At 76.0% G+C, this 20234-nt stretch carries 21 protein-coding genes; 13 read left to right on the top strand and 8 right to left on the bottom strand.

Annotated features, from left to right (window positions below; all coding sequences use genetic code 11):
- Positions 1-82: 82 nt before the first annotated feature.
- Positions 83-1219: a bifunctional adenosylcobinamide kinase/adenosylcobinamide-phosphate guanylyltransferase gene (locus D5H78_RS19955; protein ID WP_119949633.1), complete on the bottom strand. Its 1137-nt coding sequence runs from the start codon at positions 1217-1219 to the stop codon at positions 83-85.
- A gap of 113 nt (positions 1220-1332) precedes the next feature.
- Between D5H78_RS19955 and D5H78_RS06630 the strand changes: the two genes are divergently transcribed.
- Entirely contained in the window at positions 1333-1548 is a 216-nt protein-coding gene (locus D5H78_RS06630) for a hypothetical protein (RefSeq protein ID WP_119949632.1), read from the top strand.
- A gap of 49 nt (positions 1549-1597) precedes the next feature.
- Here the strand turns inward: D5H78_RS06630 and D5H78_RS06625 are convergent, their stop codons facing one another.
- Together D5H78_RS06625 and D5H78_RS06620 are read right to left on the bottom strand one after the other, a co-directional pair.
- Positions 1598-2602 carry an aldo/keto reductase family protein gene (locus D5H78_RS06625; RefSeq protein WP_119949631.1) on the bottom strand — a complete coding sequence of 335 codons (1005 nt, stop codon included), beginning with the start codon at positions 2600-2602 and terminating at the stop codon, positions 1598-1600.
- A 55-nt stretch (positions 2603-2657) separates the two neighbouring features.
- Positions 2658-3272, bottom strand: coding sequence for a DUF3043 domain-containing protein (locus tag D5H78_RS06620; RefSeq protein WP_218566316.1), 615 nt, complete (start codon positions 3270-3272; stop codon positions 2658-2660).
- Between the two features lie 253 nt (positions 3273-3525).
- On the opposite strand from D5H78_RS06620, the gene D5H78_RS06615 reads away from it, so the two are divergent.
- From D5H78_RS06615 to D5H78_RS06595, 5 genes are read left to right on the top strand one after another with little or no spacing between them, the layout of a single operon-like run.
- Complete coding sequence (locus D5H78_RS06615; protein WP_119949630.1) at positions 3526-4314, top strand: PspA/IM30 family protein; 789 nt, start codon at positions 3526-3528, stop codon at positions 4312-4314.
- Complete coding sequence (gene pspAA, locus D5H78_RS06610; protein WP_119949629.1) at positions 4311-4589, top strand: PspA-associated protein PspAA; 279 nt, start codon at positions 4311-4313, stop codon at positions 4587-4589. Before D5H78_RS06615 ends, pspAA begins: the two co-directional genes overlap by 4 nt.
- Before the next feature lie 27 nt (positions 4590-4616).
- Entirely contained in the window at positions 4617-5519 is a 903-nt protein-coding gene (gene htpX, locus D5H78_RS06605) for a zinc metalloprotease HtpX (protein WP_165865628.1), read from the top strand.
- 10 nt (positions 5520-5529) lie between these two features.
- Positions 5530-6099 carry a PspA-associated protein PspAB gene (pspAB, locus tag D5H78_RS06600; RefSeq protein WP_119949628.1) on the top strand — a complete coding sequence of 190 codons (570 nt, stop codon included), beginning with the start codon at positions 5530-5532 and terminating at the stop codon, positions 6097-6099.
- 41 nt (positions 6100-6140) lie between these two features.
- On the top strand, positions 6141-7496 hold the full coding sequence (locus tag D5H78_RS06595) for a dipeptidase (protein WP_119949627.1): 1356 nt from the start codon (positions 6141-6143) through the stop codon (positions 7494-7496).
- Positions 7497-7557: 61 nt separating this feature from the next.
- Here D5H78_RS06595 and D5H78_RS06590 read toward each other — a convergent pair whose 3' ends face one another.
- The 3 genes from D5H78_RS06590 to nadA all read right to left on the bottom strand — a co-directional run bounded on the left by D5H78_RS06590 (position 7558) and on the right by nadA (position 11564).
- Positions 7558-8835 carry an SAM-dependent methyltransferase gene (locus D5H78_RS06590; RefSeq protein ID WP_218566314.1) on the bottom strand — a complete coding sequence of 426 codons (1278 nt, stop codon included), beginning with the start codon at positions 8833-8835 and terminating at the stop codon, positions 7558-7560.
- A 30-nt stretch (positions 8836-8865) separates the two neighbouring features.
- Positions 8866-10263 carry an FAD-binding oxidoreductase gene (locus tag D5H78_RS06585; RefSeq protein WP_218566313.1) on the bottom strand — a complete coding sequence of 466 codons (1398 nt, stop codon included), beginning with the start codon at positions 10261-10263 and terminating at the stop codon, positions 8866-8868.
- 68 nt (positions 10264-10331) lie between these two features.
- Complete coding sequence (nadA, locus tag D5H78_RS06580) at positions 10332-11564, bottom strand: quinolinate synthase NadA (RefSeq protein WP_218566312.1); 1233 nt, start codon at positions 11562-11564, stop codon at positions 10332-10334.
- A gap of 265 nt (positions 11565-11829) precedes the next feature.
- Here nadA and D5H78_RS06575 point away from each other — a divergent pair, with 265 nt between their 5' ends.
- The 4 genes from D5H78_RS06575 (at position 11830) to aat (ending at position 15327) form a co-directional block, all read left to right on the top strand.
- Complete coding sequence (locus D5H78_RS06575; RefSeq protein ID WP_119949623.1) at positions 11830-12186, top strand: HesB/IscA family protein; 357 nt, start codon at positions 11830-11832, stop codon at positions 12184-12186.
- Between the two features lie 150 nt (positions 12187-12336).
- The gene (locus D5H78_RS06570; protein WP_133412010.1) at positions 12337-13485 is read left to right on the top strand and encodes an RCC1 domain-containing protein; all 1149 of its coding nucleotides are present in this window, start codon (positions 12337-12339) and stop codon (positions 13483-13485) included.
- Between the two features lie 119 nt (positions 13486-13604).
- On the top strand, positions 13605-14591 hold the full coding sequence (locus D5H78_RS06565) for a carbohydrate kinase family protein (protein ID WP_119949621.1): 987 nt from the start codon (positions 13605-13607) through the stop codon (positions 14589-14591).
- 37 nt (positions 14592-14628) lie between these two features.
- Entirely contained in the window at positions 14629-15327 is a 699-nt protein-coding gene (aat, locus tag D5H78_RS06560) for a leucyl/phenylalanyl-tRNA--protein transferase (protein ID WP_119949620.1), read from the top strand.
- A 6-nt stretch (positions 15328-15333) separates the two neighbouring features.
- Here the strand turns inward: aat and D5H78_RS06555 are convergent, their stop codons facing one another.
- Positions 15334-15576, bottom strand: a complete 243-nt coding sequence (locus D5H78_RS06555) for a sulfurtransferase TusA family protein (protein WP_119949619.1) — start codon at positions 15574-15576, stop codon at positions 15334-15336.
- A complete protein-coding gene (locus D5H78_RS06550) occupies positions 15573-16709 on the bottom strand; it encodes a cysteine desulfurase family protein (RefSeq protein ID WP_119949618.1) in 1137 nt (378 codons plus the stop codon). The genes D5H78_RS06555 and D5H78_RS06550 overlap by 4 nt, the downstream gene beginning before the upstream one ends.
- Positions 16710-16889: 180 nt before the next feature.
- Between D5H78_RS06550 and ctaC the strand changes: the two genes are divergently transcribed.
- Genes ctaC through D5H78_RS06535 form a run of 3 tightly spaced genes read left to right on the top strand, consistent with a single transcriptional unit; the run spans position 16890 to position 19905 of the window.
- On the top strand, positions 16890-17795 hold the full coding sequence (gene ctaC, locus D5H78_RS06545; protein ID WP_119949617.1) for an aa3-type cytochrome oxidase subunit II: 906 nt from the start codon (positions 16890-16892) through the stop codon (positions 17793-17795).
- Positions 17792-19513 (top strand): aa3-type cytochrome oxidase subunit I, encoded by a 1722-nt coding sequence (gene ctaD, locus D5H78_RS06540; protein WP_119949616.1) that lies wholly within the window; start codon positions 17792-17794, stop codon positions 19511-19513. The genes ctaC and ctaD overlap by 4 nt, the downstream gene beginning before the upstream one ends.
- Positions 19510-19905 (top strand): cytochrome c oxidase subunit 4, encoded by a 396-nt coding sequence (locus D5H78_RS06535; RefSeq protein WP_119949615.1) that lies wholly within the window; start codon positions 19510-19512, stop codon positions 19903-19905. The genes ctaD and D5H78_RS06535 overlap by 4 nt, the downstream gene beginning before the upstream one ends.
- Positions 19906-20234 lie beyond the last annotated feature (329 nt).

The following is a 20234-nucleotide window of genomic DNA, read 5'->3' as shown; positions in this document are numbered from 1 at the left end:
CCGGCGCCGCGGCCGCCCCGTGCTCGGGCTGCTCCGGGGGGGCGGGGGTGTCGGTCACGGGCGCCGAGCCTAGGGGCCCCGCTCAGCGCAGGCGCAGGGCCTGCCCGGCCACGACGAGCAGCACCTCGTCGCTCGCCGCGGCGACGAGCGCGTTGAGCCGTCCGAGCTCGTCGCGGAACAGCCGTCCCGACGCGGTGGCCGGGACGACGCCGCTGCCGACCTCGTTGCTCACCGCGACGACGGGAGCGGCGGCGCCCGACCAGGCGGTGACGAGCTCGTCGACCCGCCGGCGCACCCGCTCGCGGGCCGCGGGGTCGCCGTCCCAGGCCCCCGGCCCGGCGCCGTCGACCACGCCGGTGAGCCAGAGCCCGAGGCAGTCGACGAGCAGCGGAGGCCCGGGCACGGCGAGCGCCCCGGCGACGTCGGACGTCTCGGTGGTGCGCCAGCCGGGCGGCCGCCGGGCGCGGTGCGCGGCGACCCGCTCGGCCCACTCGGCGTCGCCCGGGCGGTCCGGCGCGGTGGCGACGTAGCGCACGCGCGGCTCGGCGCCCAGGCGCCGCTCGGCCTCCAGCGACTTGCCGGAGCGCGCCCCGCCGAGGACGAGGACCCGGTGCGGCCGGGGCGGTGCCGCGGGGCCGCCCACCACGAGGCCGTCCTCACCGACCTGCACGCCCCACGCGCGGGCCCGGCGCGCCAGCTCGTCCGGCGGCGGGGCGTCGTGGTCCAGGCCGGCGAGCACCACGCGGGTGCGCGGCGCGGCCGCGCCGGAGGCGCGCAGCGCCGCGAGGGCGGGGACCGCCGCGGCGAGCGGGAGGGCGAGCACCACGACGTCGTACGCGGCCCCGGCCGTCGCGTCGAGGACGGGGGGGCCGAGCGGTGCGGCGGCGAGCAGCAGCCGGTCGCCGTCCGGGCCGCGCACGTCGACGACGCCGGGCGCCGGCTGGCGCAGCGCGTGCGGCGGCACCGGGGCGACCGGGGCCGGTGCGCCCGCGGTGCCCGGCAGCGCGACGACCCGGCCCAGCCCGGCCAGGGAGCGCCCCGCGCGCGCGGCGGCCGCGACCACGTGCGGCCCGCCGCCGAGCAGCAGGGCGCCGTCCACCAGGACGGCGGTCGGACCGTGCCACGCCCCCCGCTGCCGCAGGGCCGAGCACGTCGGGCACGCGCACGTCGGGCGCGGGCAGCCGGCGGCGCCGCCCGTGCCGAGCAGGACGACCTCCACGGCCCACCTCCGTCTCCTCGCCGGGCCCCCATCCTCCCGCGGGCCGCCCGCCGCCGGCTCTGGCACAGTGGCCGGCGCGCGGGCGCGCCGGCGCCCGGCGGGGAGGAGCAGCCGTGGCGACGTCGTGGACCTGGCGCTACGAGACGCCCGAGGGCGCCGAGGTGGACGACCCGGGACTGCCGCGCGAGGGCTTCCCGACGCAGGCCGACGCCGAGTCGTGGCTCGGCGAGACGTGGCGCGAGCTGCGCGAGCGCGGCGTCGCCCAGGTGGTGCTGCGCGAGGACGGGCGCACGGTCTACGGGCCGATGAGCCTCGACCCGGCGTCCTGACGCCCGCCCCCGCGCCCGGCGTCCCCGCGGGGCCGCCGGGGGGGCACCCTCAGGGGCGCTGCTGCGGGGCCCCCGCCGCGGTGCGGGCCGGGTCGGTCTCGGCGACCGGCGCCAGGACCTCCTCGATGCGCGCCATGACGTCGGGGGACAGGCGCACGCCGGCGGCCTTGACGTTGTCGTGCACCTGCTCCGGGCGCGAGGCGCCGATGATCGCCGCGGAGACGCCGTCGTTCTGCAGCACCCAGGCCACGGCGAGCGCCGCCATCGACATGCCGAGGTCGTCCGCGACCGGGCGCAGCTCCTGCACCCGCTCGAGCACGTCGTCGCGCATCCAGCGCGCGATCATGCCCGCGCCGCCGTTCTGGTCCGTCGCCCGCGAGCCCGCCGGCGGCTCCGCGCCGGGCCGGTACTTGCCGGTGAGCACGCCCTGCGCGATGGGCGACCACACGATCTGGCCGATGCCGAGCTCGCGGCAGGTCGGCACGACCTCGCCCTCGATGACCCGCCACAGGGCGGAGTACTGGGGCTGGCTCGACACCAGCTGGATGCCCAGCTGCTGCGCCAGCGCGTGGCCCTCGCGGATCTGCTCGGCGGTCCACTCCGAGACGCCGATGTAGTGGGCCTTGCCCTGGTGGACGATGTCGGCGAACGCCTGCATCGTCTCCTCGAGCGGGGTCTCCACGTCGTAGCGGTGCGCCTGGTAGAGGTCGACGTAGTCGGTGCGCAGCCGGCGCAGCGACCCGTGGATCGACTCCATGACGTGCTTGCGCGACAGGCCGCGGTCGTTCGGCCCCGGGCCCGTGGGCCAGTAGACCTTGGTGAAGACCTCCAGGCCCTCGCGGCGCTGGCCCTGCAGGGCGCGCCCGAGCACCTCCTCGGCCCGGGTGCCGGCGTAGACGTCGGCGGTGTCGAAGGTGGTGATGCCGGCGTCGAGGGCGGCGTGCACGCAGGCGAACGCCGCCTCCTCCTCGACCTGGCTCCCGTGGGTGAGCCAGTTGCCGTACGCGATCTCGCTGATCATCAGGCCGCTGCGGCCCAGGTGGCGGAACTCCATGGCGCCACCCTCGCCCACCCCCGCGGCCCCCGCCACGGCGGGGTCGCACGACGGCTCAGACGACGGCGCCCGGCTTCACCCTCGGCGCCGGCAGGCGCAGGCGGCGCAGCTGGGTGCTGCGCATCAGCCCGTACGCCACCGCGCCCTTCGTCGTCTCGTCCGGGAAGCGCCGGCGCACCTCCTTCTTCAGGCGGGTGCCGAGGACGACCGAGTCCAGGACGATGAGCACGAGCATCACGGTCCACAGCAGGAACGCCGCGTTGGCGACGACCACGAGGCCCAGCGGCGGGGCGACGACGCTGAGCACCAGCACCGCGAGCGCGACGACGATGAAGAACTCGGCCACGCTGCGCCGCGCGTCGATGAAGTCGCGCACGAAGGCGCGCACCGGGCCCTTGTCGCGCGCCGGCAGGTAGCGCTCGTCCCCCGACACGAGCGCCTGGCGCCGGCGCAGCCGCTCGGCCCGCGCGTCCTCGCGCATGCGCTTGGCGGCCTCGCGCCGGCTCGCCGGCGGCTTGGCCCGCTGGCGCCGCGCGGCCTCGGCCTCGGAGCGCTTCGGCGTCGGGCGCCCCTTGCCCGTCCCGGTGCCGCGCTCGGGCTGCAGCGCGGTGGCCCCCGTCGCGGCGGGGGCGGGGTCCTGGGCGGTCTGGGAGGAGCGGCGTCCGAACACGCGCCCAGGATAGGTGGACGGCGGCCCCGGCGGCGCCGCCCGGCGCCCGCGCCGGGACGACCCCCGGGGAGGACCCCGGGCCGACCCCCGGCCCGACCCGGGGTCGTCCCGTGCTGCGACCCTGGCTTGTCCCCGGCCCGCCGGGGAATCCCTCGCCCGTCCCGATCGTCACCCCTAGTGTGGTCGCGTCCGGGACGGGACGTCAGGGCACCGGAGCGCGCCGAGGTGAAGGGGGAGCCCCTCCATGGGACTCATGAAGCGGATGTCGATGGTCTTCTCCGCGAAGGCCAACAAGGCGCTCGACCGCGCGGAGGACCCGCGCGAGACGCTGGACTACTCGTACCAGAAGCAGCTCGAGCTGCTCCAGAAGGTGCGCCGCGGCGTCGCCGACGTCGCCACGTCGCGCAAGCGCCTCGAGCTGCAGATGAACGGGCTCCAGCAGCAGTCCGACAAGCTCCAGGGCCAGGGCCGCCAGGCGCTGGCCGCGGGCCGGGAGGACCTCGCCCGCGAGGCGCTCACCCGCCGCTCCGGGCTGCAGCAGCAGCTGACGGACCTGCAGACGCAGTACGCCGCCCTGCAGGGCGAGGAGGAGAAGCTCACCCTCGCCTCGCAGCGCCTGCAGGCCAAGGTCGACGCCTTCCGCACCCGCAAGGAGACGATCAAGGCGACGTACACCGCGGCCGAGGCGCAGACGCGCATCGGCGAGGCGTTCAGCGGCATCTCCGAGGAGATGGGCGACGTCGGCCTGGCCATCCAGCGCGCGGAGGACAAGACCGCGAGCATGCAGGCCCGCGCCGGCGCGATCGACGAGCTCATGGCCTCGGGCGCGCTCGACGACCCCACCGGCACGTCGAAGGACGACATCACCCTCGAGCTCGAGCGGCTGTCCTCCGGCAGCGACGTGGAGCTGGAGCTGCAGCGCATGAAGGGCGAGCTCGCGGGCTCGGCGGCGCCGCAGCAGCTCGAGGCCGGCGCCCCCGCCGCGCAGCCGGCGGCCCAGCCGCAGGCCGCGCAGCAGCCGCGCGAGGGGGACCAGGCGTGATCATCCGGATCCTCGGCGACGGCCAGTACCTCGTCCCCGACGACGCCGTCGAGCAGCTGCAGGCGCTGGACGACGCGCTCGAGGAGGCGGTCGCCACCGACGACGACGACACCTTCCGCCGCGCCCTGACCGGCCTGCTCGACCACGTGCGCCAGGCCGGCGAGCTGCTGCCCGACGAGGACCTCGACGCGTCCGACGCGATCCTGCCGGGCGACGACGCGCACGTCGACGAGGTGCGCGCGCTGCTCCTCGACGACGGCGTCATCCCCGGCTAGACCCACTCCACGAGGAGGCACGACCCCTTGGCGCGCACGCGCTTCGCCCCCGACCGGGGGCTCTCCGCCCGCATGGGCCTGACGATGTTCCTGCTCGGCCTGCTCTTCGTGGTGCTCGGTGCGGTGCTCGTCCGGTTCCTGGGCGGCGTCGGCCTCGTGCTCGTCGTCGTCTTCCTGCTCGCGCAGTGGTTCTTCAGCGACCGCGTGGCGCTCTACGCCATGGGCGGGCACGAGGTGACGCCGCAGCAGGCGCCCGAGCTGCACGCCATGGTCGACCGGCTCTGCGCCCTGGCGGACATGCCCAAGCCGAAGGTGGCGATCGCCGACACCGACGTGCCCAACGCGTTCGCCACCGGCCGCTCGCCCGAGCGCGCGGTGGTGTGCTGCACCACCGGCATCCTGCGCCGGCTCGAGCGCGACGAGCTGGAGGCGGTGCTCGCGCACGAGCTGTCGCACGTCGCGCACCGCGACGTGACGGTCATGACGGTCGCGTCGTTCGTCGGCGTGCTCGCCGGCTTCCTGACCCGCTCGGCCATGTGGTCGTCGATGGGCTCCGGGGGCCGCCGCAACGACAACCAGCCGCCGGTGTGGCTGGTCATCATGCTCGTGAGCATCGTCGTGTACGCCCTGTCGTTCCTCCTCACCCGGGCGCTGTCCCGCTACCGCGAGCTGGCCGCGGACCGGGCGGCGGCGATCCTCACCGCGCAGCCCTCGGCCCTGGCCAGCGCGCTGACCAAGATCTCGGGCCAGATGGCCCGCATCCCGCAGCGCGACCTGCGCCAGGCCGAGCCGTTCAACGCCTTCTTCTTCACCCCGGCCGTGGCGCCCGGCTTCAGCATCTCGACGCTGTTCTCCACGCACCCGTCCACCGAGCAGCGGCTCGCCCAGCTCGCGCGGATCTCCGCCGACCTGGGCCGGCCGCTCTCGTGAGGGGCTGACGGTGGGCTTCCTCGACAAGCTGCTGGGACGGACCACGCCGGTCAAGCCCGACCTCGACCAGCTCTTCGGCGTCCCGTCGGCGGCGCTGACCCTCGAGGCCTCGGCGGGCTTCCGCCCGACGGGCCTGGGCTCGGTGGCCTTCCGGGCCGCCGAGGGCGGGGCCTTCGCGAGCACGGAGCGCGAGGTGCAGGCGCTGCTCGACGCCGACGACGGCCCGCCCGTGGAGCGGTCCCAGGACCCGTACGGCTACACCTGGCTGCTCGTGCGGCACGATCCGGGGGACGTCGCCGGGCTGGTCACCGACCTGCACGCGGTGAACACCACGCTGGAGGGGCAGGGCTTCGGCCCGCAGCTGCTCTGCTCGATTGTCGGGTTCGCCGACGACCGGGGCCGGCGGCTCGCGCTGGTCTACCTCTACAAGCGCGGGGCCTTCTACCCCTTCGCCCCGAGCGGTCCCGAGCGGCGCGACAACGCCCTGGAGCTGCAGGTGCGCGGCCTCCTCACCGACGACCTGCGGGTCGAGCAGGACCTCTCGCGCTGGTTCCCGGTCTGGGGCGCGCCGGGGCTCTGACCGGGCGGGGGGCCGGCGCGTCCGCTCGCTAGGGTCGGTCGGTGACCCCGCAGCAGCCCGACCTGCGCGCCGCGATCGAGCGCGTCCTGCCGTCCGTCCGCGCCGACCTCGAGGCGCTCGTGCGCATCCCCTCGGTGAGCGCCGACCCCGCGCGCGCCGACGACGTGCTGCGCAGCGCCGAGGAGACCGCGCGGCTGCTGCGCGCGGCGGGGTCGCAGGACGTCCGGGTGCTCGCCGCCGACGGCGGCGCACCCGCGGTCGTCGCGCGCTGGCCCGCGCCGCAGGGCGCGCCGACCGTCCTGCTCTACGCGCACCACGACGTGCAGCCGACGGGGGCGCGGGCGGACTGGACCGATGACCCGTTCGAGCCCGTCGAGCGCGACGGGCGGCTCTACGCCCGGGGCGCGGCCGACGACAAGGCCGGCGTCGCGGCGCACCTGGCGGCGCTGCGCGCCTGGGACGGCCGGCCCCCGGTGGGGGTCACCGTGCTCGTCGAGGGCGAGGAGGAGGTCGGCTCGCCGACGCTCGCGGCGTTCCTCGCCGAGCACCGCGACCTGCTCGCCGCCGACGCCATGGTGCTCGCCGACTCGACCAACTGGCGGGTGGGCGTCCCGGCGCTCACCCGGACGCTGCGCGGGCTCGCGGACTGCGTCGTCGAGGTCCGCACGCTGGAGCACGCGGTGCACAGCGGCATGTACGGCGGCCCGGTCCCCGACGCGCTCACCGCGCTGTGCCGCCTGCTCGCGACGCTGCACGACGAGCGCGGGGACGTGGCCGTGCCCGGCCTCGTCACCGGCCCGGCCGACCCGCTCGACCTCACCGAGGAGCAGCTGCGCGCCGACGCCGGCGTCGTCGAGGGCGTCGAGCTCATCGGCTCCGGCGCGCTCACCGAGCGGCTGTGGACGCGCCCGGCCGTCGCCGTGGTGGGCCTCGACGCGACGCCCGTGGCGAGCGCGTCGAACACGCTCGTCCCGGTCGCCCGCGCGAAGGTCTCGCTGCGGGTCGCGCCGGGCGACGACGCGGGCCGGGCCCTCGCCGCGCTGGGGGAGCACCTGCGCGCGCACGCCCCCTGGGGCGCGCGGGTCACGGTGTCCGACGGCAGCACCGGGGAGCCGTTCTCGACCGGCCCGGACGGCTGGGCCGAGGCGGCGGCGCGCCGGGCGTTCGCCGCGGCGTGGGGCCGGGACGCGGTGGACACCGGGATCGGCGGCTCGATCCCCTTCATCGCGGCCTTCGCCGAGGCCTTCCCGGACGCCGCGATCCTCGTCACCGGGGTCGAGGACCCCGACAGCCGGGCGCACGGCGCCGACGAGAGCCTGCACCTCGGCGAGTTCGCGAAGGTCTGCCTCGCCGAGGCGCTGCTGCTCGCCGAGCTCGCCGCCGGCCCGTCCGCCTGAGGCGGTCGCGGGCGGGAAGGGGCCTGACCCCGCCGCGACCGAGCGCCGGGGGCGGCAGCGGTCAGGGGCGGGGCCGCTCGAAGTCGGGGCGCAGCGCGAAGCGGGCGTCGCCGCGGTCGGCCTTGACGCACAGCACCTGGTGCAGCTCTATCGACCCGCGCTCGAAGCCGAGCCGCGAGCCGGCCATGTAGACCCGCCACACCCGCGCCTTGCCCTCGCCGATCTCGGCGACGGCGTCGTCCCAGTGCTCGTCGAGGTTGCGGCCCCAGTCGCGCAGCGTCAAGGCGTAGTGCTCGCGCAGGCCCTCCTCGTGGCGCACCTCGAGGCCGTGGTCCTGCAGCGCGCCCACCACGGTCCCGAGGCCCTCGAGCTCGCCGTCCGGGAAGACGTACCGGTTGATGAAGCCGCGCTTGACCACCGAGGGTCCCTTGGTGGTGGGCCGCATGATGCAGTGGTTGAGCAGCCGGCCGCCAGGGCGCAGCCGGGCGTGCAGGTGCCGGGCGTACGCCCCCAGCTGGGCCTTGCCGATGTGCTCGGTGAGCCCGATGGAGCTGACGGCGTCGAAGCCGTCCTCGTGCACCGCGCGGTAGTCGCTGTGCCGCACCTCCGCGAGCCCCTGGAGGCCGCGGCGGCGGATCTCCTCCTGCGCGTACGCCGCCTGCTCGCGCGAGAGCGTCACGCCGAGGGCCTTGACGCCGTAGTGCTCGGCGGCGTGCATGACCATCCCGCCCCAGCCGCAGCCCACGTCGAGCAGGCGCTGGCCCCGCTCGAGGCCGAGCTTGCGGCACACGAGGTCGAACTTCTCCTCCTGCGCCTCCTCGAGCGTGGCCTCCTTGCGGGGGTAGACCGCGCAGGTGTACGCCATCGAGGGGCCGAGGACCCAGCGGTAGAAGCGGTTCGACACGTCGTAGTGGTGCGAGATGACCCGCCCGTCGCGCATCGGGGTGTGGCGCGGGCCGACCCCGAGGAACGAGCGGCGCACCTCTTCCGGCGGGGGCGCGACCGGGCGCAGCGCCCGCGGGTCGAGCGCGCGGAGCACCTCGAGCCGGCCCTGCCAGGTCAGGTTGCCGATGCCCGTCGTGGCGAGCGCGCGCAGCCCCTCGTAGATGTCGCCGTGCACGTCGAGCTCGCCGGCGACGTACGCCCGGCCGAGGCCCAGCCCCCCGGGGGAGCCCACGAGGTACGACAGCGCCCGGGGGGAGCGCAGCTCCACCCGCACGCTGGCCTCCGGCGGCCCGGAGCGGCTGCCGTCGTACGCCGAGAACTCGATCGGCGCGTCACCGCCGAGCACCCGCGAGAGCGCCTCGGCGATCGAGAGCCGGGGGCGACCCGTCCTCACTGCCATCCGTCCTGCCTCCGTCCTGGAGCGTCAGCGGCCGCCCACGCACTTGGCGTAGAGGTCGAGCAGGCGCCCGTCCGCGTCGTACGTGTCCTTGAGCCGGGCGTAGGCGGCACCCCCGTAGAGGCGCCAGAAGTCCTCCGGGGCGTAGTAGGCCCGCGAGTACAGGGACTTGCGCCCGCCCAGCGCGTCGACCCGCGCCTCGATGCGCCGGTCGTGGTGCCCGTCGACCTCGCCCGGCGCCAGGGGCACGGTGCCCCAGAAGCCGAAGTTCACGTAGGTCGTCGAGCTCTCGAAGGGGTAGAGGTCCCACGTCGTCGTGGGGTCGTGCTGGCGCAGCGGGCACGCCCACACCGGCCGCATGCCCACCTCGCCGTCGAGCCACCGCGCGAAGCCCGCTGCCCGGTCGAGCGGGATCTCCACGTCCTGGATCACCTTCTCGCGCGGGGGTCGCCCGCGGACGCGGTCCAGGCGGCGGCTGAAGCCCGTGCGCTCGTCCAGCGCGACCAGCCTCCAGTACGTGTCGCTGCGCAGCTTCGCCTTCGGCCACAGCCGGCGCACGCGCGGGTCCTGGGCGCCGAACGCCTTGGAGCACCAGAACCAGTCGGTGTCCCACCGCCACAGGTAGTCGCGCACGGTGAGGTGGTCCTCGCGCCGGGCCGGGATCGAGCGGTAGTAGACGTCCATGCCGGTGTAGTCGGAGGCGTACGGGGCGCCGTCCTCCCACGTCGCGGCGGTGAGGTACGCCTCCTCGGGCGAGAAGAGCGTGGCGTCGAGCCCGTCGACCCGCACGCCGTCGACCTCCCGGGCGTCCACCGCCGCGCCCATGGCGGCGAAGAGCTCGTCGAGCGCGCGGGGGCCGCGGAAGGGCAGGTGCCGCAGGCGCACGTGCGACGGCACCGGCTCGAGCTCGATGACGAGGCGCAGGGCGTAGCCGAGGGTCCCGTACGAGTTCGGGAACCCGTGGAAGAGGTCGCGGTGCTCGCCGGTCGGCGTGGCGGTCACGACCCGGCCGTCGCCGGTGAGCACCTCCAGCTCGCGGACGGTCTCGTGCGGCAGCCCGTTGCGGAACGAGGTGGACTCGATGCCGAGCCCGGTCACCGCCCCGCCGAGGGTGATGGTGCGCAGCTGCGGCACGACCTTGGGGATGAGCCCGTGGGGGAGGGTCGCGTCGACGAGCTCCTCGTACGTCGTCATCCCCAGCACGTCCGCGGTGCGGGCGGCGGTGTCGACCGAGAGGACCCCGTGGAAGGCGGAGACGTCCAGCCCCGGCACGCCGGTGGCGGCCCGCGGCCGGAACAGGTTCGAGGTCCGCTTGGCCAGCCGCACCGGCGCGCCGGGCGGGATCGCGGCGTACTGGGCCCGCAGGCGCGCGACCGCCGCGTCGTACGCCGCGCGGGGCACCGTGCGGGGCGGGGCGTCGGTCACGCCCCGCACCCTACTGGCCGGTTCCCGGGGCAACCGTCGGTTTTCCCGGCGGCGTGCCGGGCGTCACCTCAGCGCTGAGCGGGGAGTGACCGCGCCTGCACGCCCGGCAGCGCCAGCATGCGCTCGAGGGCGACGCGCGCCCAGTGCGCGGTGTCCTCGTCGACGACGATGCGGTTCGGCACCCGCCCCTCGACGAGCGACTCCAGCGCCCAGACGAGGTGCGGCAGGTCGATCCGGTTCATCGTCGAGCAGTAGCAGACGGTGCGGTCGAGGAAGACGACCTGCTTGTCGGGGTGGGCCTGCGCGAGCCGCGACACGAGGTTCAGCTCGGTGCCGACGGCGAACGCCGAGCCGCTCGGCGCCTCGTCGAGGGCCTTGATGATGAACTCGGTCGAGCCCACGAGGTCCGCGGCGGTGACCACCTCGTGCCGGCACTCCGGGTGCACGAGCACGGTCACGCCCGGGACGCGCTCGCGCACGTCGGCCACGTTCTGCGCCGAGAAGCGCCCGTGCACCGAGCAGTGCCCGCGCCAGAGGACCACCTTCGCCGCGCGCAGCTGCTCGGGGGCGAGCCCGCCGTGGGGCTTGTGCGGGTCCCAGACCACGCAGTCGTCGAGGCCGAGCCCGAGCTGCAGGACGGCGGTGTTGCGCCCGAGGTGCTGGTCGGGCAGGAACAGCACGCGCTCGCCCTGCCCGAAGGCCCACTCCAGGGACTGGCGGGCGTTCGAGGAGGTGCAGATCGTGCCGCCGTGGCGCCCGGTGAAGGCCTTGATGGCCGCCGAGGAGTTCATGTACGCCACCGGCACCGTCGTGGCCGCCGCGCCGGCCGCCTCCAGCGCCTCCCAGCACTCGCGCACCTGGAGGTCGGTCGCCATGTCGGCCATCGAGCAGCCCGCGGCGAGGTCGGGCAGGACGACCTGCTGCCCGTCGCTGGTGAGGATGTCGGCGGACTCGGCCATGAAGTGCACGCCGCAGAAGACGACGTACGGCGCCTCGGGCCGCGCCGCGGCCTCGCGCGCGAGCTTGAACGAGTCGCCGGTGACGTCGGCGAAGGCGATGACCTCGTCGCGCTGGTAGTGGTGCCCGAGGACGAAGACGCGCTCGCCGAGCGCCTCCTTGGCCGCCCGGGCCCGCGCGACGAGCGTCGGGTCGCTCGCCGCCGGCAGGTCGCCGGGGCAGTCGACGCCGCGCTCGCTGGCCAGGTCGAGGGGGGCGCGGCGCCCGAGGAGGAGCCGGGCCAGCGGCGTGGGCTCCACGCCGAGCAGCGCGGGGGGCGTGGTCGCGTCGGGGGTGGTGGTCACCGGGTCTCCAGGCGAGCGGGGCGCCGGCCGGGCGGCGCCGGGCGCGGAGGGGTACGGGCCCATCGTCCCACGCGGGGCGCCCGCCGGCGCTCCCGTCGTCCACCTGCGGGCGGCCCCGCGGTGTGGTCCCCGTCACCCGGCGGCCACCGGAGGAGCCCGCGCGCCGCGCGTACGCTGGGGAATGCCCCGGCGCCCGCGGCCCGTTGGCCCCCACGAGGGCCACCGGCAGCGACGGCGGCCAGCACCGACCACCTCAGGAGCGCGCATGACCGTCCAGGACCAGCAGCAGGACAGCAGCACCGGCATCGTCCTCAGCGACACGGCCGCCTCCAAGGTCGCGGCCCTGCTCGAGCAGGAGGGGCGCGACGACCTCGCGCTGCGCGTGGCCGTGCAGCCCGGCGGCTGCTCCGGCCTGCGCTACCAGCTCTTCTTCGACGAGCGCACCCTCGACGGCGACGTCGTCAAGGAGTTCGGCACCGTCAAGGTCGTCACCGACCGCATGAGCGCGCCGTACCTCTCGGGGGCGTCGATCGACTTCGTCGACACCATCGAGAAGCAGGGCTTCACCATCGACAACCCCAACGCGACGGGCTCCTGCGCCTGCGGCGACTCCTTCCACTGAGCCGCCGGCGCCGCGCGCCGCAGCACGACGAGGCCGTCCCCGCCACCGGCGGGGGCGGCCTCGTCGCGCATCCGGGCCCCGCACGGGTCGCGCACGAGGGAGGATGCGCCCGGACGCCGGTGACCTGCCGGCCGGACCCGGGGGGACGCGGTGCGACGGACGCGCGGGGCGGGGCGGGCGGGCGGCGCGCTGGTGGCGGCGCTGGCGCTGCTGGCGGGCACGGGCGGGCCCGCGGGGGCGGCGACCGGCGGGGTGCTGACGACGGGCCTGGACGACCTGGGCCAGCTCGGGGACGCGGGGCCCGCCGGGCGCACGAGCTTCGGCGGGCCCGTGCTCGACGGGGTCGAGCAGGTCGCGGGCGGGCGCGAGCACGTCCTGGCCCTCGTGGGCGGGAGCGTGCGCAGCTGGGGCGACCCCCGCAAGGGCGCGCTGGGGCGCCCGGTGGGCGCGACGTCCCCGGCCGCCGTCCCCGGCACCGTCCCCGGGCTCGCCGGGGTGGACGAGGTGGAGGCCGGCCACTACCACTCGCTGGCCCTCGTGGACGGCGCCGTGTGGGCGTGGGGCATGGGCTCGCTGGGTCAGCTCGGCGACGGGTCCACCGCGAAGCGGACCGCGCCCGTGCGCGTCGCCGGGCTGGCCGGCGCGAGCGCGGTCGCCGGCGGGCGCGACATGAGCTACGCCGTCGTCGGCGGCGGGGTGCGCGCCTGGGGCAGCGACACCCACGGCGAGCTGGGCGACGGCGGGGCCGCGCAGCGCAGCCTCGTGCCGGTCGCCGTCGCCGGGCTCACCGGGGTCGTCGACGTGGTCGCCGGACGCAACCACGCGCTCGCCCTGCGCTCCGACGGCTCGGTGTGGGCCTGGGGCCTGAACGCCTCGGGGCAGCTCGGCGACGGCACGAGGACCACGCGCTCGTCGCCCGTGCCGGTCGAGGGGCTCGCCGGGGTGGTGGCCCTGGCCGCCGGGGCCGACCACAGCGTCGCCGTCCTCGCCGACGGCACCGTGCGGGCGTGGGGCGAGTCGGCCCGGGGCCAGCTCGGCCTCGCCGGGACCACCGACCGCACCCGCCCGGCCGCCGTGCCCGGCGTCGCCGGCGCGGTCGACGCCTGGGCCGGGCGCGACACCACGTACGTCGCGGCCGGCCCCGAGCGCCGGCTCGTGCGCTGGGGCCACGACGACGCCGGTCAGCTCGGCGCCGGCGCGACCGCCGCGCGGCGGGCGCCCACCGCGGTGCCGGGGGTCGAGGGCGTCCTCGACGCCGGGGGCGGGCGGGCGTACGGCGTCGCGCTCACCGCGGGCTGAGCGCCGGCCGACCGGGGCCCGGCGGGGGCGGCCCGGCCGGCCGGGGTCGCCGACCCTCGCGGGGCGCCCGGTCGCCTAGGGTGTCCCGGTCCCGCTCCCGCGCCCTGGAGGGCCGCCCCGTGCGCATCGCCGTCGCCGGCTCGATCGCGACCGACCACCTCATGACCTTCCCCGGCCGCTTCGCCGACTCCCTCGTCGCCGAGAAGCTGGACACGGTGTCGCTGTCGTTCCTCGTCGACCACCTCGAGGTCCGCCGCGGCGGGGTCGGCGCGAACATCGCCTTCGGCATGGGCTGCCTGGGCCTGCGCCCGGCCCTCGTCGGCGCCGTCGGACCCGACTTCGGCGACTACCGGTCCTGGCTGGAGCGCCACGGCGTGGACACGGCGTCGGTGCTCGTGTCCGACGTGCACCACACGGCCCGCTTCGTCTGCACCACCGACAGCGAGCACAACCAGATCGCGTCGTTCTACGCCGGCGCGATGTCGCAGGCGCGCGACATCGAGCTCGGCCCGGTGGCCGAGCGCCTCGGCGGCCTCGACCTGGTGCTCGTCGGCGCCGACGACCCGGCGGCGATGGTGCGCCACACCCAGGAGTGCCGCGAGCGCGGCTTCGCCTTCGCCGCGGACCCGTCGCAGCAGCTCGCGCGGATGGAGGGGCCGGAGATCCGCACCCTCGTCGACGGGGCGGCGTACCTCTTCACCAACGACTACGAGGCCGCCCTCACCGAGCAGAAGACCGGCTGGTCCTCCGACGACATCCTCGAGCGGGTGGCGGTGCGCGTGACGACGCTCGGCGCCCGCGGCTCGCGGGTGGAGCGCAAGGGCGAGGCGCCGGTCGTGGTCGCCACCGCCGCCGAGGTCCGCCTCGCCGACCCGACGGGGGTCGGCGACGCGTACCGGGCCGGCTTCCTCGCCGCCACGGCTTGGGGCGTCTCGGACGAGCGGTGCGCCCAGGTCGGCTCGGTGCTCGCCACGCTCGTCATCGAGACCGTCGGCACCCAGGAGTACGTCGTGGGCCGCGCCGACTTCCTGCGCCGGCTGGCGGCCGCGTACGGCGACGCCGCCGCCGCGGACGTCGAGCCGCACCTCGCCTGCCCGGTGCCCTGACCGCCGCGCCCCGAGCCCCGGAGGGTCAGGCCCGCCCGTGCCCGTCGAGCCGCCGCCCACCGCGTGGGTGCTCCCGCGCGCCACGCGCCCGCTCGTCGGCGACGTCGTGGGCGTCGGCGCCGACCTGGAGCCCGGGACCCTGCTCGCGGCGTACCGCGGCGGGCTGTTCCCCATGCGCCTGCAGGGGCTGTCCGGCCCGCTGGCCTGGTGGTCGCCGCAGCCGCGCGGGGTGCTGCCGCTCGACGGGCTGCGGGTGACCCGCAGCCTGCGCCAGTCGGTGCGGCGCACCGAGGTGCGGGTGGACACCGCCTTCGCGGCGGTCGTCGACGGCTGCGCCGACCCGTCCCGGGACGGGCGGTGGATCGGCGAGGACGTGCGCGCGGCGTACCTGCGCCTGCACGGGCTCGGCTGGGCCCACTCCGTCGAGGCCTGGCGCGCCGGGCGCCTCGTCGGCGGCCTGTACGGGGTCGCCGTCGGCGGCCTCTTCGCCGGGGAGTCGATGTTCCACGTCGAGGGGCCGGAGGGCCGCGACGCGTCGAAGGTGGCGCTCGTGGCCCTGGTGGACCTGCTCCGCGAGGGCGGGTCCCCCGGGGAGCGCCTGCTCGACGTGCAGTGGAGCACCCCGCACCTGGCCTCCCTCGGCGTCGTCGAGGTGGCCCGGCGGGCGTACCTGCGGGCGCTGCGGCACGCGCTCGAGCTGCCGCTGCCGCCCGCCCTGGACGACGGGCGGCGCTGACCCGCCTCAGCCGGCGGTGCGCACGACGTACGCCGTCCCGGCGCCGGCCGGGCGCTCGCCGAGGTAGGCGTGCCCGCGCATCGCGCACCAGGCCGGGACGTCGTGCCGGGCCGCGGCGTCGTCGGCGAGCACCTCCAGGACCGTGCCGGGCGCGGCGCCCGCCGCGGCCCGGGCCAGGTCGATGACCGGCAGGGGGCAGCGGCGCCCGAGCGCGTCGACGGTCACGGCCGCGGGCGGGGGAGCGGTCACAGCGCCTGCACCCCCGCGGCGGCGCGCAGCCCGGCGACCACCCCGGGCAGGTCGTCGAGGAAGCGCTCGACGTCGGCGTCCGTCGTGCCCGCCGGCAGGCTCACCCGCACGTTGCCGTGCGTGAGCACCCCCATGGCCTCCAGGACGTGGCTGGGGCGCAGCGTGCTCGCCGTGCACGAGGAGCCCGAGCTCACCGCGTGGCCGGCCCGCGAGAGCGCGGTGACCACCGACTCGCCGTCCACGTAGAGGCACGAGAACGCCACGAGGTGGGGGAGCCGGTGCTCGGCGGACCCCAGGAGGGCGACGTCGGGCACCCGCCGCGGGACCTCGCGCCGCAGCCGCTCCACCAGGCGGGAGAGGCGGGCCGACTCCGCGTCCTGCGCGGCGGCCGCCGCCTGCAGCGCGACGGCGGCCGCGAGCACCGCGGGCACCGCCGGCGGCCCGGGGACCCGCCCGCCCTCGCGCTCGTCCTCCGGCAGGGGGGAGCGCCAGCGCGTGCCGCGGCGCACGACGAGCACGCCGACGCCGGGCGGCCCGCCCCACTTGTGCGCGCTGGCCGTGAGCAGCGACCAGCCGGCCGGCACCGGCGCGCGACCGACGGCCTGCGCGGCGTCGACGAGCAGCGGCACCCCCCGCTCGGCGCAGGCGGCGCCCACCTCGGCGACCGGCTGCGTGGTCCCCACCTCGTGGTTGCCGGCCTGCACCGCGACCAGCGCCGTGCCGGGCCCGGCGAGCGCCGCGACGTCCTCGGCGGCGGCGCGCCCCTCCCGGTCGACGGGCACGAGGCGCAGGGCGCCGCCGGAGCGCTCGTGGGCGCGCGCGGCCTGCAGCACCGCGGAGTGCTCGACCGCGGTCGCGACGACCGCGCCGGCGGGGTCGCGGCGGGCCGCGGAGGCGCCGAGCACCGCCAGGTGGCAGGCCTGGGTGCCGCTCGCGGTGAACGACACCTCGTCGGGGTGGGCGCCCAGGACCGCGGCGACGCCCGCCCGGGCCTCCTCCAGGAGCAGCCCCGCCCGGCGCCCCTCCGCGTGCAGCCGGGCCGGGTCGGCCCAGCCCTGCTCGAGCGCCGCGGCCCAGACCTCCCGCGCCGCGGGGTGCAGCGGGTGGGCCGAGGCCGCGTCGAGGTACGCCACGCGCCCGAACGTACGTGACCGGTCCGACAGCGCGCCGCGGCCCGCCGGGCGCGCCCCTGAGGAGCAGGTCGTGACCCCCGGTAGTAGTCTCGGCCCCGGTCGGCGTCGCAGGTCGCCGGCCGCGGGGAGGCCGGCGGGACCGTCGTCCCCCCGCAGCCCCTCGACCCGTGGAAGGCCCCGTTGAGCCCGACCGGCACCTCGCGCTCCGCGCGGGACACGTCCCCGCCCCGCCCGCGGCGGCACCTCCGTGCGCTCGCCCTCCTCCTGCCCCTCGCGCTGCTGGCCACCGGGTGCAGCGCGGAGTCGCGCGAGGAGTGGCGCCGCGGCGGCCTGCCCGAGGGCGCGAGCAACTACACCGACCGCGTCACGACGCTGTGGCAGGGCTCCTGGGTCGTCGCGCTCATGGTCGGCGCCCTCGTGTGGGGCCTCATCTTCTGGAGCGTCGTCCGCTTCCGCCGTCGCGCGACGGACACGGGCCTGCCGCCGCAGGTCCGCTACAACGTCCCCGTCGAGGCGCTCTACACGACGCTGCCGATCATCGTCGTCCTCGTCTTCTTCTACTTCACCGCGCGCGACCAGTCGGAGATCCTCGAGGTCTCCGACTCCCCCGACCGGGTCGTCCAGGTGGTCGGCAAGCGCTGGAGCTGGGACTTCAACTACTTCCAGGGCGGCAGCGGCGTCGCCGACAGCGAGGCGGTCGCGTTCGAGACCGGCACGCCGGGCGAGCCGCCGACGCTCTACCTGCCGCAGGGCGAGTCGGTCCGGTTCGTCCTCGACAGCCGCGACGTCGCGCACTCGTTCTTCGTCCCGAACTTCCTCTTCAAGATGGACCTCTACCCGGGGCGCACCAACGAGTTCGAGCTCACCCCGACGCGCACCGGCCTGTTCCAGGGCCGCTGCGCCGAGTTCTGCGGCCTCGACCACTCCCGGATGCTGTTCAACGTGCAGGTCGTGACCCCCGAGGAGTACGACCAGCACCTCGAGGACCTCATCGACCGCGGCCAGGCCGGCCAGCTGCCGGCGGAGCTGGGGCCGAAGCCGGGCCTCGACGACTCCCGCCAAAGCACCCTGGAGGGTGACCAGTGACGCTCCTCGAGGAGCCCCGCGCCTCGGCGTCGGGGGCGATCCCGACCCGCCGCTCGCTCGGCAGCGTGGTGGTCAAGTGGGTGACGTCGACCGACCACAAGGTCATCGGCTACCTCTACCTCGCCACCTCGTTCCTCTTCTTCCTGCTCGCGGGCGCCATGGCGCTCGTCATGCGCACCGAGCTGGCGCGCCCGGGCATGCAGATCCTCGGTGAGGAGCAGTACAACCAGCTCTTCACCATGCACGGCACGATCATGCTGTTCCTCTTCGCGACCCCGCTGTTCGTCGGGTTCGGCAACGTGATCGTCCCGCTGCAGATCGGCTCGCCCGACGTGGCGTTCCCGCGGCTGAACATGTTCAGCTACTGGCTGTTCCTCTTCGGCGGGCTCATCACCGTCGGCGGCTTCCTCACCCCGGAGGGGGCGGCGGCCTTCGGCTGGACGGCGTACACCCCGCTGTCGACCGCGGTCTTCTCCCCGGGGCACGGCGCGGACATGTGGGTGCTCGGCCTGGTGCTCTCCGGCCTGGGCACGATCCTCGGGTCCGTCAACTTCATCACGACGATCTTCTGCATGCGCGCGCCCGGCATGACGATGTTCCGGATGCCGATCTTCACCTGGAACATCCTGCTCACGAGCGTCCTGGTGCTCATGGCCTTCCCGGTGCTCGCAGCGTCGCTGCTCGCGCTCCACGCGGACCGCGCGTTCGGTGCGCACGTCTTCGACCCGGAGTCGGGCGGGGCGATCCTCTGGCAGCACCTGTTCTGGTTCTTCGGGCACCCCGAGGTCTACATCATCGCCCTGCCGTTCTTCGGCATCATCACCGAGATCCTGCCGGTGTTCAGCCGCAAGCCGGTCTTCGGCTACAAGGGCCTGGTCTTCGCCACCATCGCCATCGCCGGCCTCTCGGTCGCGGTGTGGGCGCACCACATGTTCGTCACCGGCGCGGTGCTCCTGCCGTTCTTCAGCTTCATGACGTTCCTCATCGCGGTGCCCACCGGCGTGAAGTTCTTCAACTGGGTCGGCACCATGTGGCGCGGCTCGATCACCTTCGAGACGCCGATGCTCTGGGCGATCGGCTTCCTCGTGACGTTCCTCTTCGGCGGGCTCACCGGCATGATGCTCGGCTCGCCGCCGCTGGACTTCCACGTCTCGGACACCTACTTCGTCGTCGCCCACTTCCACTACGTGGTCTTCGGCACCGTCGTGTTCGCGATGTTCGCCGGCTTCTACTTCTGGTGGCCGAAGTTCACCGGGACGATGCTCGACGAGCGCCTGGGCAAGCTGCACTTCTGGACGCTCTTCGTGGGCTTCCACCTCACGTTCCTCGTCCAGCACTGGCTGGGCGTGGAGGGCATGACCCGCCGCTACGCGGACTACCTCGCGGCGGACGGCTTCACCGGCCTCAACATGATCTCGACGGTCGGGTCGTTCCTCCTCGGCGCCTCGACGCTGCCGTTCCTCTACAACGTGTGGAAGACGGCCAAGCGCGGCCGCAAGGTCACGGTCGACGACCCGTGGGGGTACGGCGCCTCGCTCGAGTGGGCGACCTCCTGCCCGCCGCCGCGGCACAACTTCACCCAGCTGCCGCGGATCCGCTCCGAGCGCCCGGCGTTCGACCTGCACCACCCGGAGGTCGTCGCCGTCGACACGCCGACGCCCGACCGGGGGGTCCTCGACCAGTTCCTCGGCGAGCCCGACCTGGGGGAGCGCAAGTGAAGATCGAGGGGATGCTCTTCGCCTGCGGGACCGTCTTCTACGCGGTCGTCGCAGTGATCTACTTCCTGCTCTCGCGGGAGCCGGTCGGCACGACGGCGCTGGCCCTCACGGCCGGCCTGGCGTTCCTCGTCGGGTTCTACGTGCTCTTCACCGGCCGCCGCGTCGGCGAGCGCCCCGAGGACCGGATCGACGCCGAGATCGAGGAGGGCGCCGGCGAGCTCGGGTTCTTCAGCCCGCACAGCTGGTGGCCGCTGTACGTCGCCGTCGGCGCCGCCGTCACCACCCTCGGCCTGACCTTCGGCTTCTGGCTCAGCTACATCGGCGTGACGATCCTGGGCCTGTCGATCATCGGCCTGGTCTTCGAGTACTACCGCGGGGAGCACGCGCACTGAGCGCCCCCACCCGCTGACGACGGCCCCCGCCCCGGACCCCGGGACGGGGGCCGTCGCACACCTCGCCCCACCCCGCCGTGATCATGCGCTCGTGGTGCGCAGGCCCCCGGGTCGCGGAGGCGGGATGCCCCGCCGGAGACCCCGCCGTGATCATGCGCTCGTGGTGGCGCAGCCCCCCGGGTCGCGGACTCGGGGACGGCCCCGCCGGAGACCCCGCCGTGATTATGCGCTCGTGGCGCGTTCGGACCGCGGCCCGCCCCCCCGCCGCGATCATGCGCCTCGTGGCGCCCCTAGGCCCCGCAGCCGCGGACCGTCCCACCTCGATCGTG

The organism is Vallicoccus soli (assembly GCF_003594885.1).
GTDB classification, from domain to species: domain Bacteria; phylum Actinomycetota; class Actinomycetes; order Motilibacterales; family Motilibacteraceae; genus Vallicoccus; species Vallicoccus soli.
This window is presented reverse-complemented; position numbering and strand designations above follow the sequence as displayed.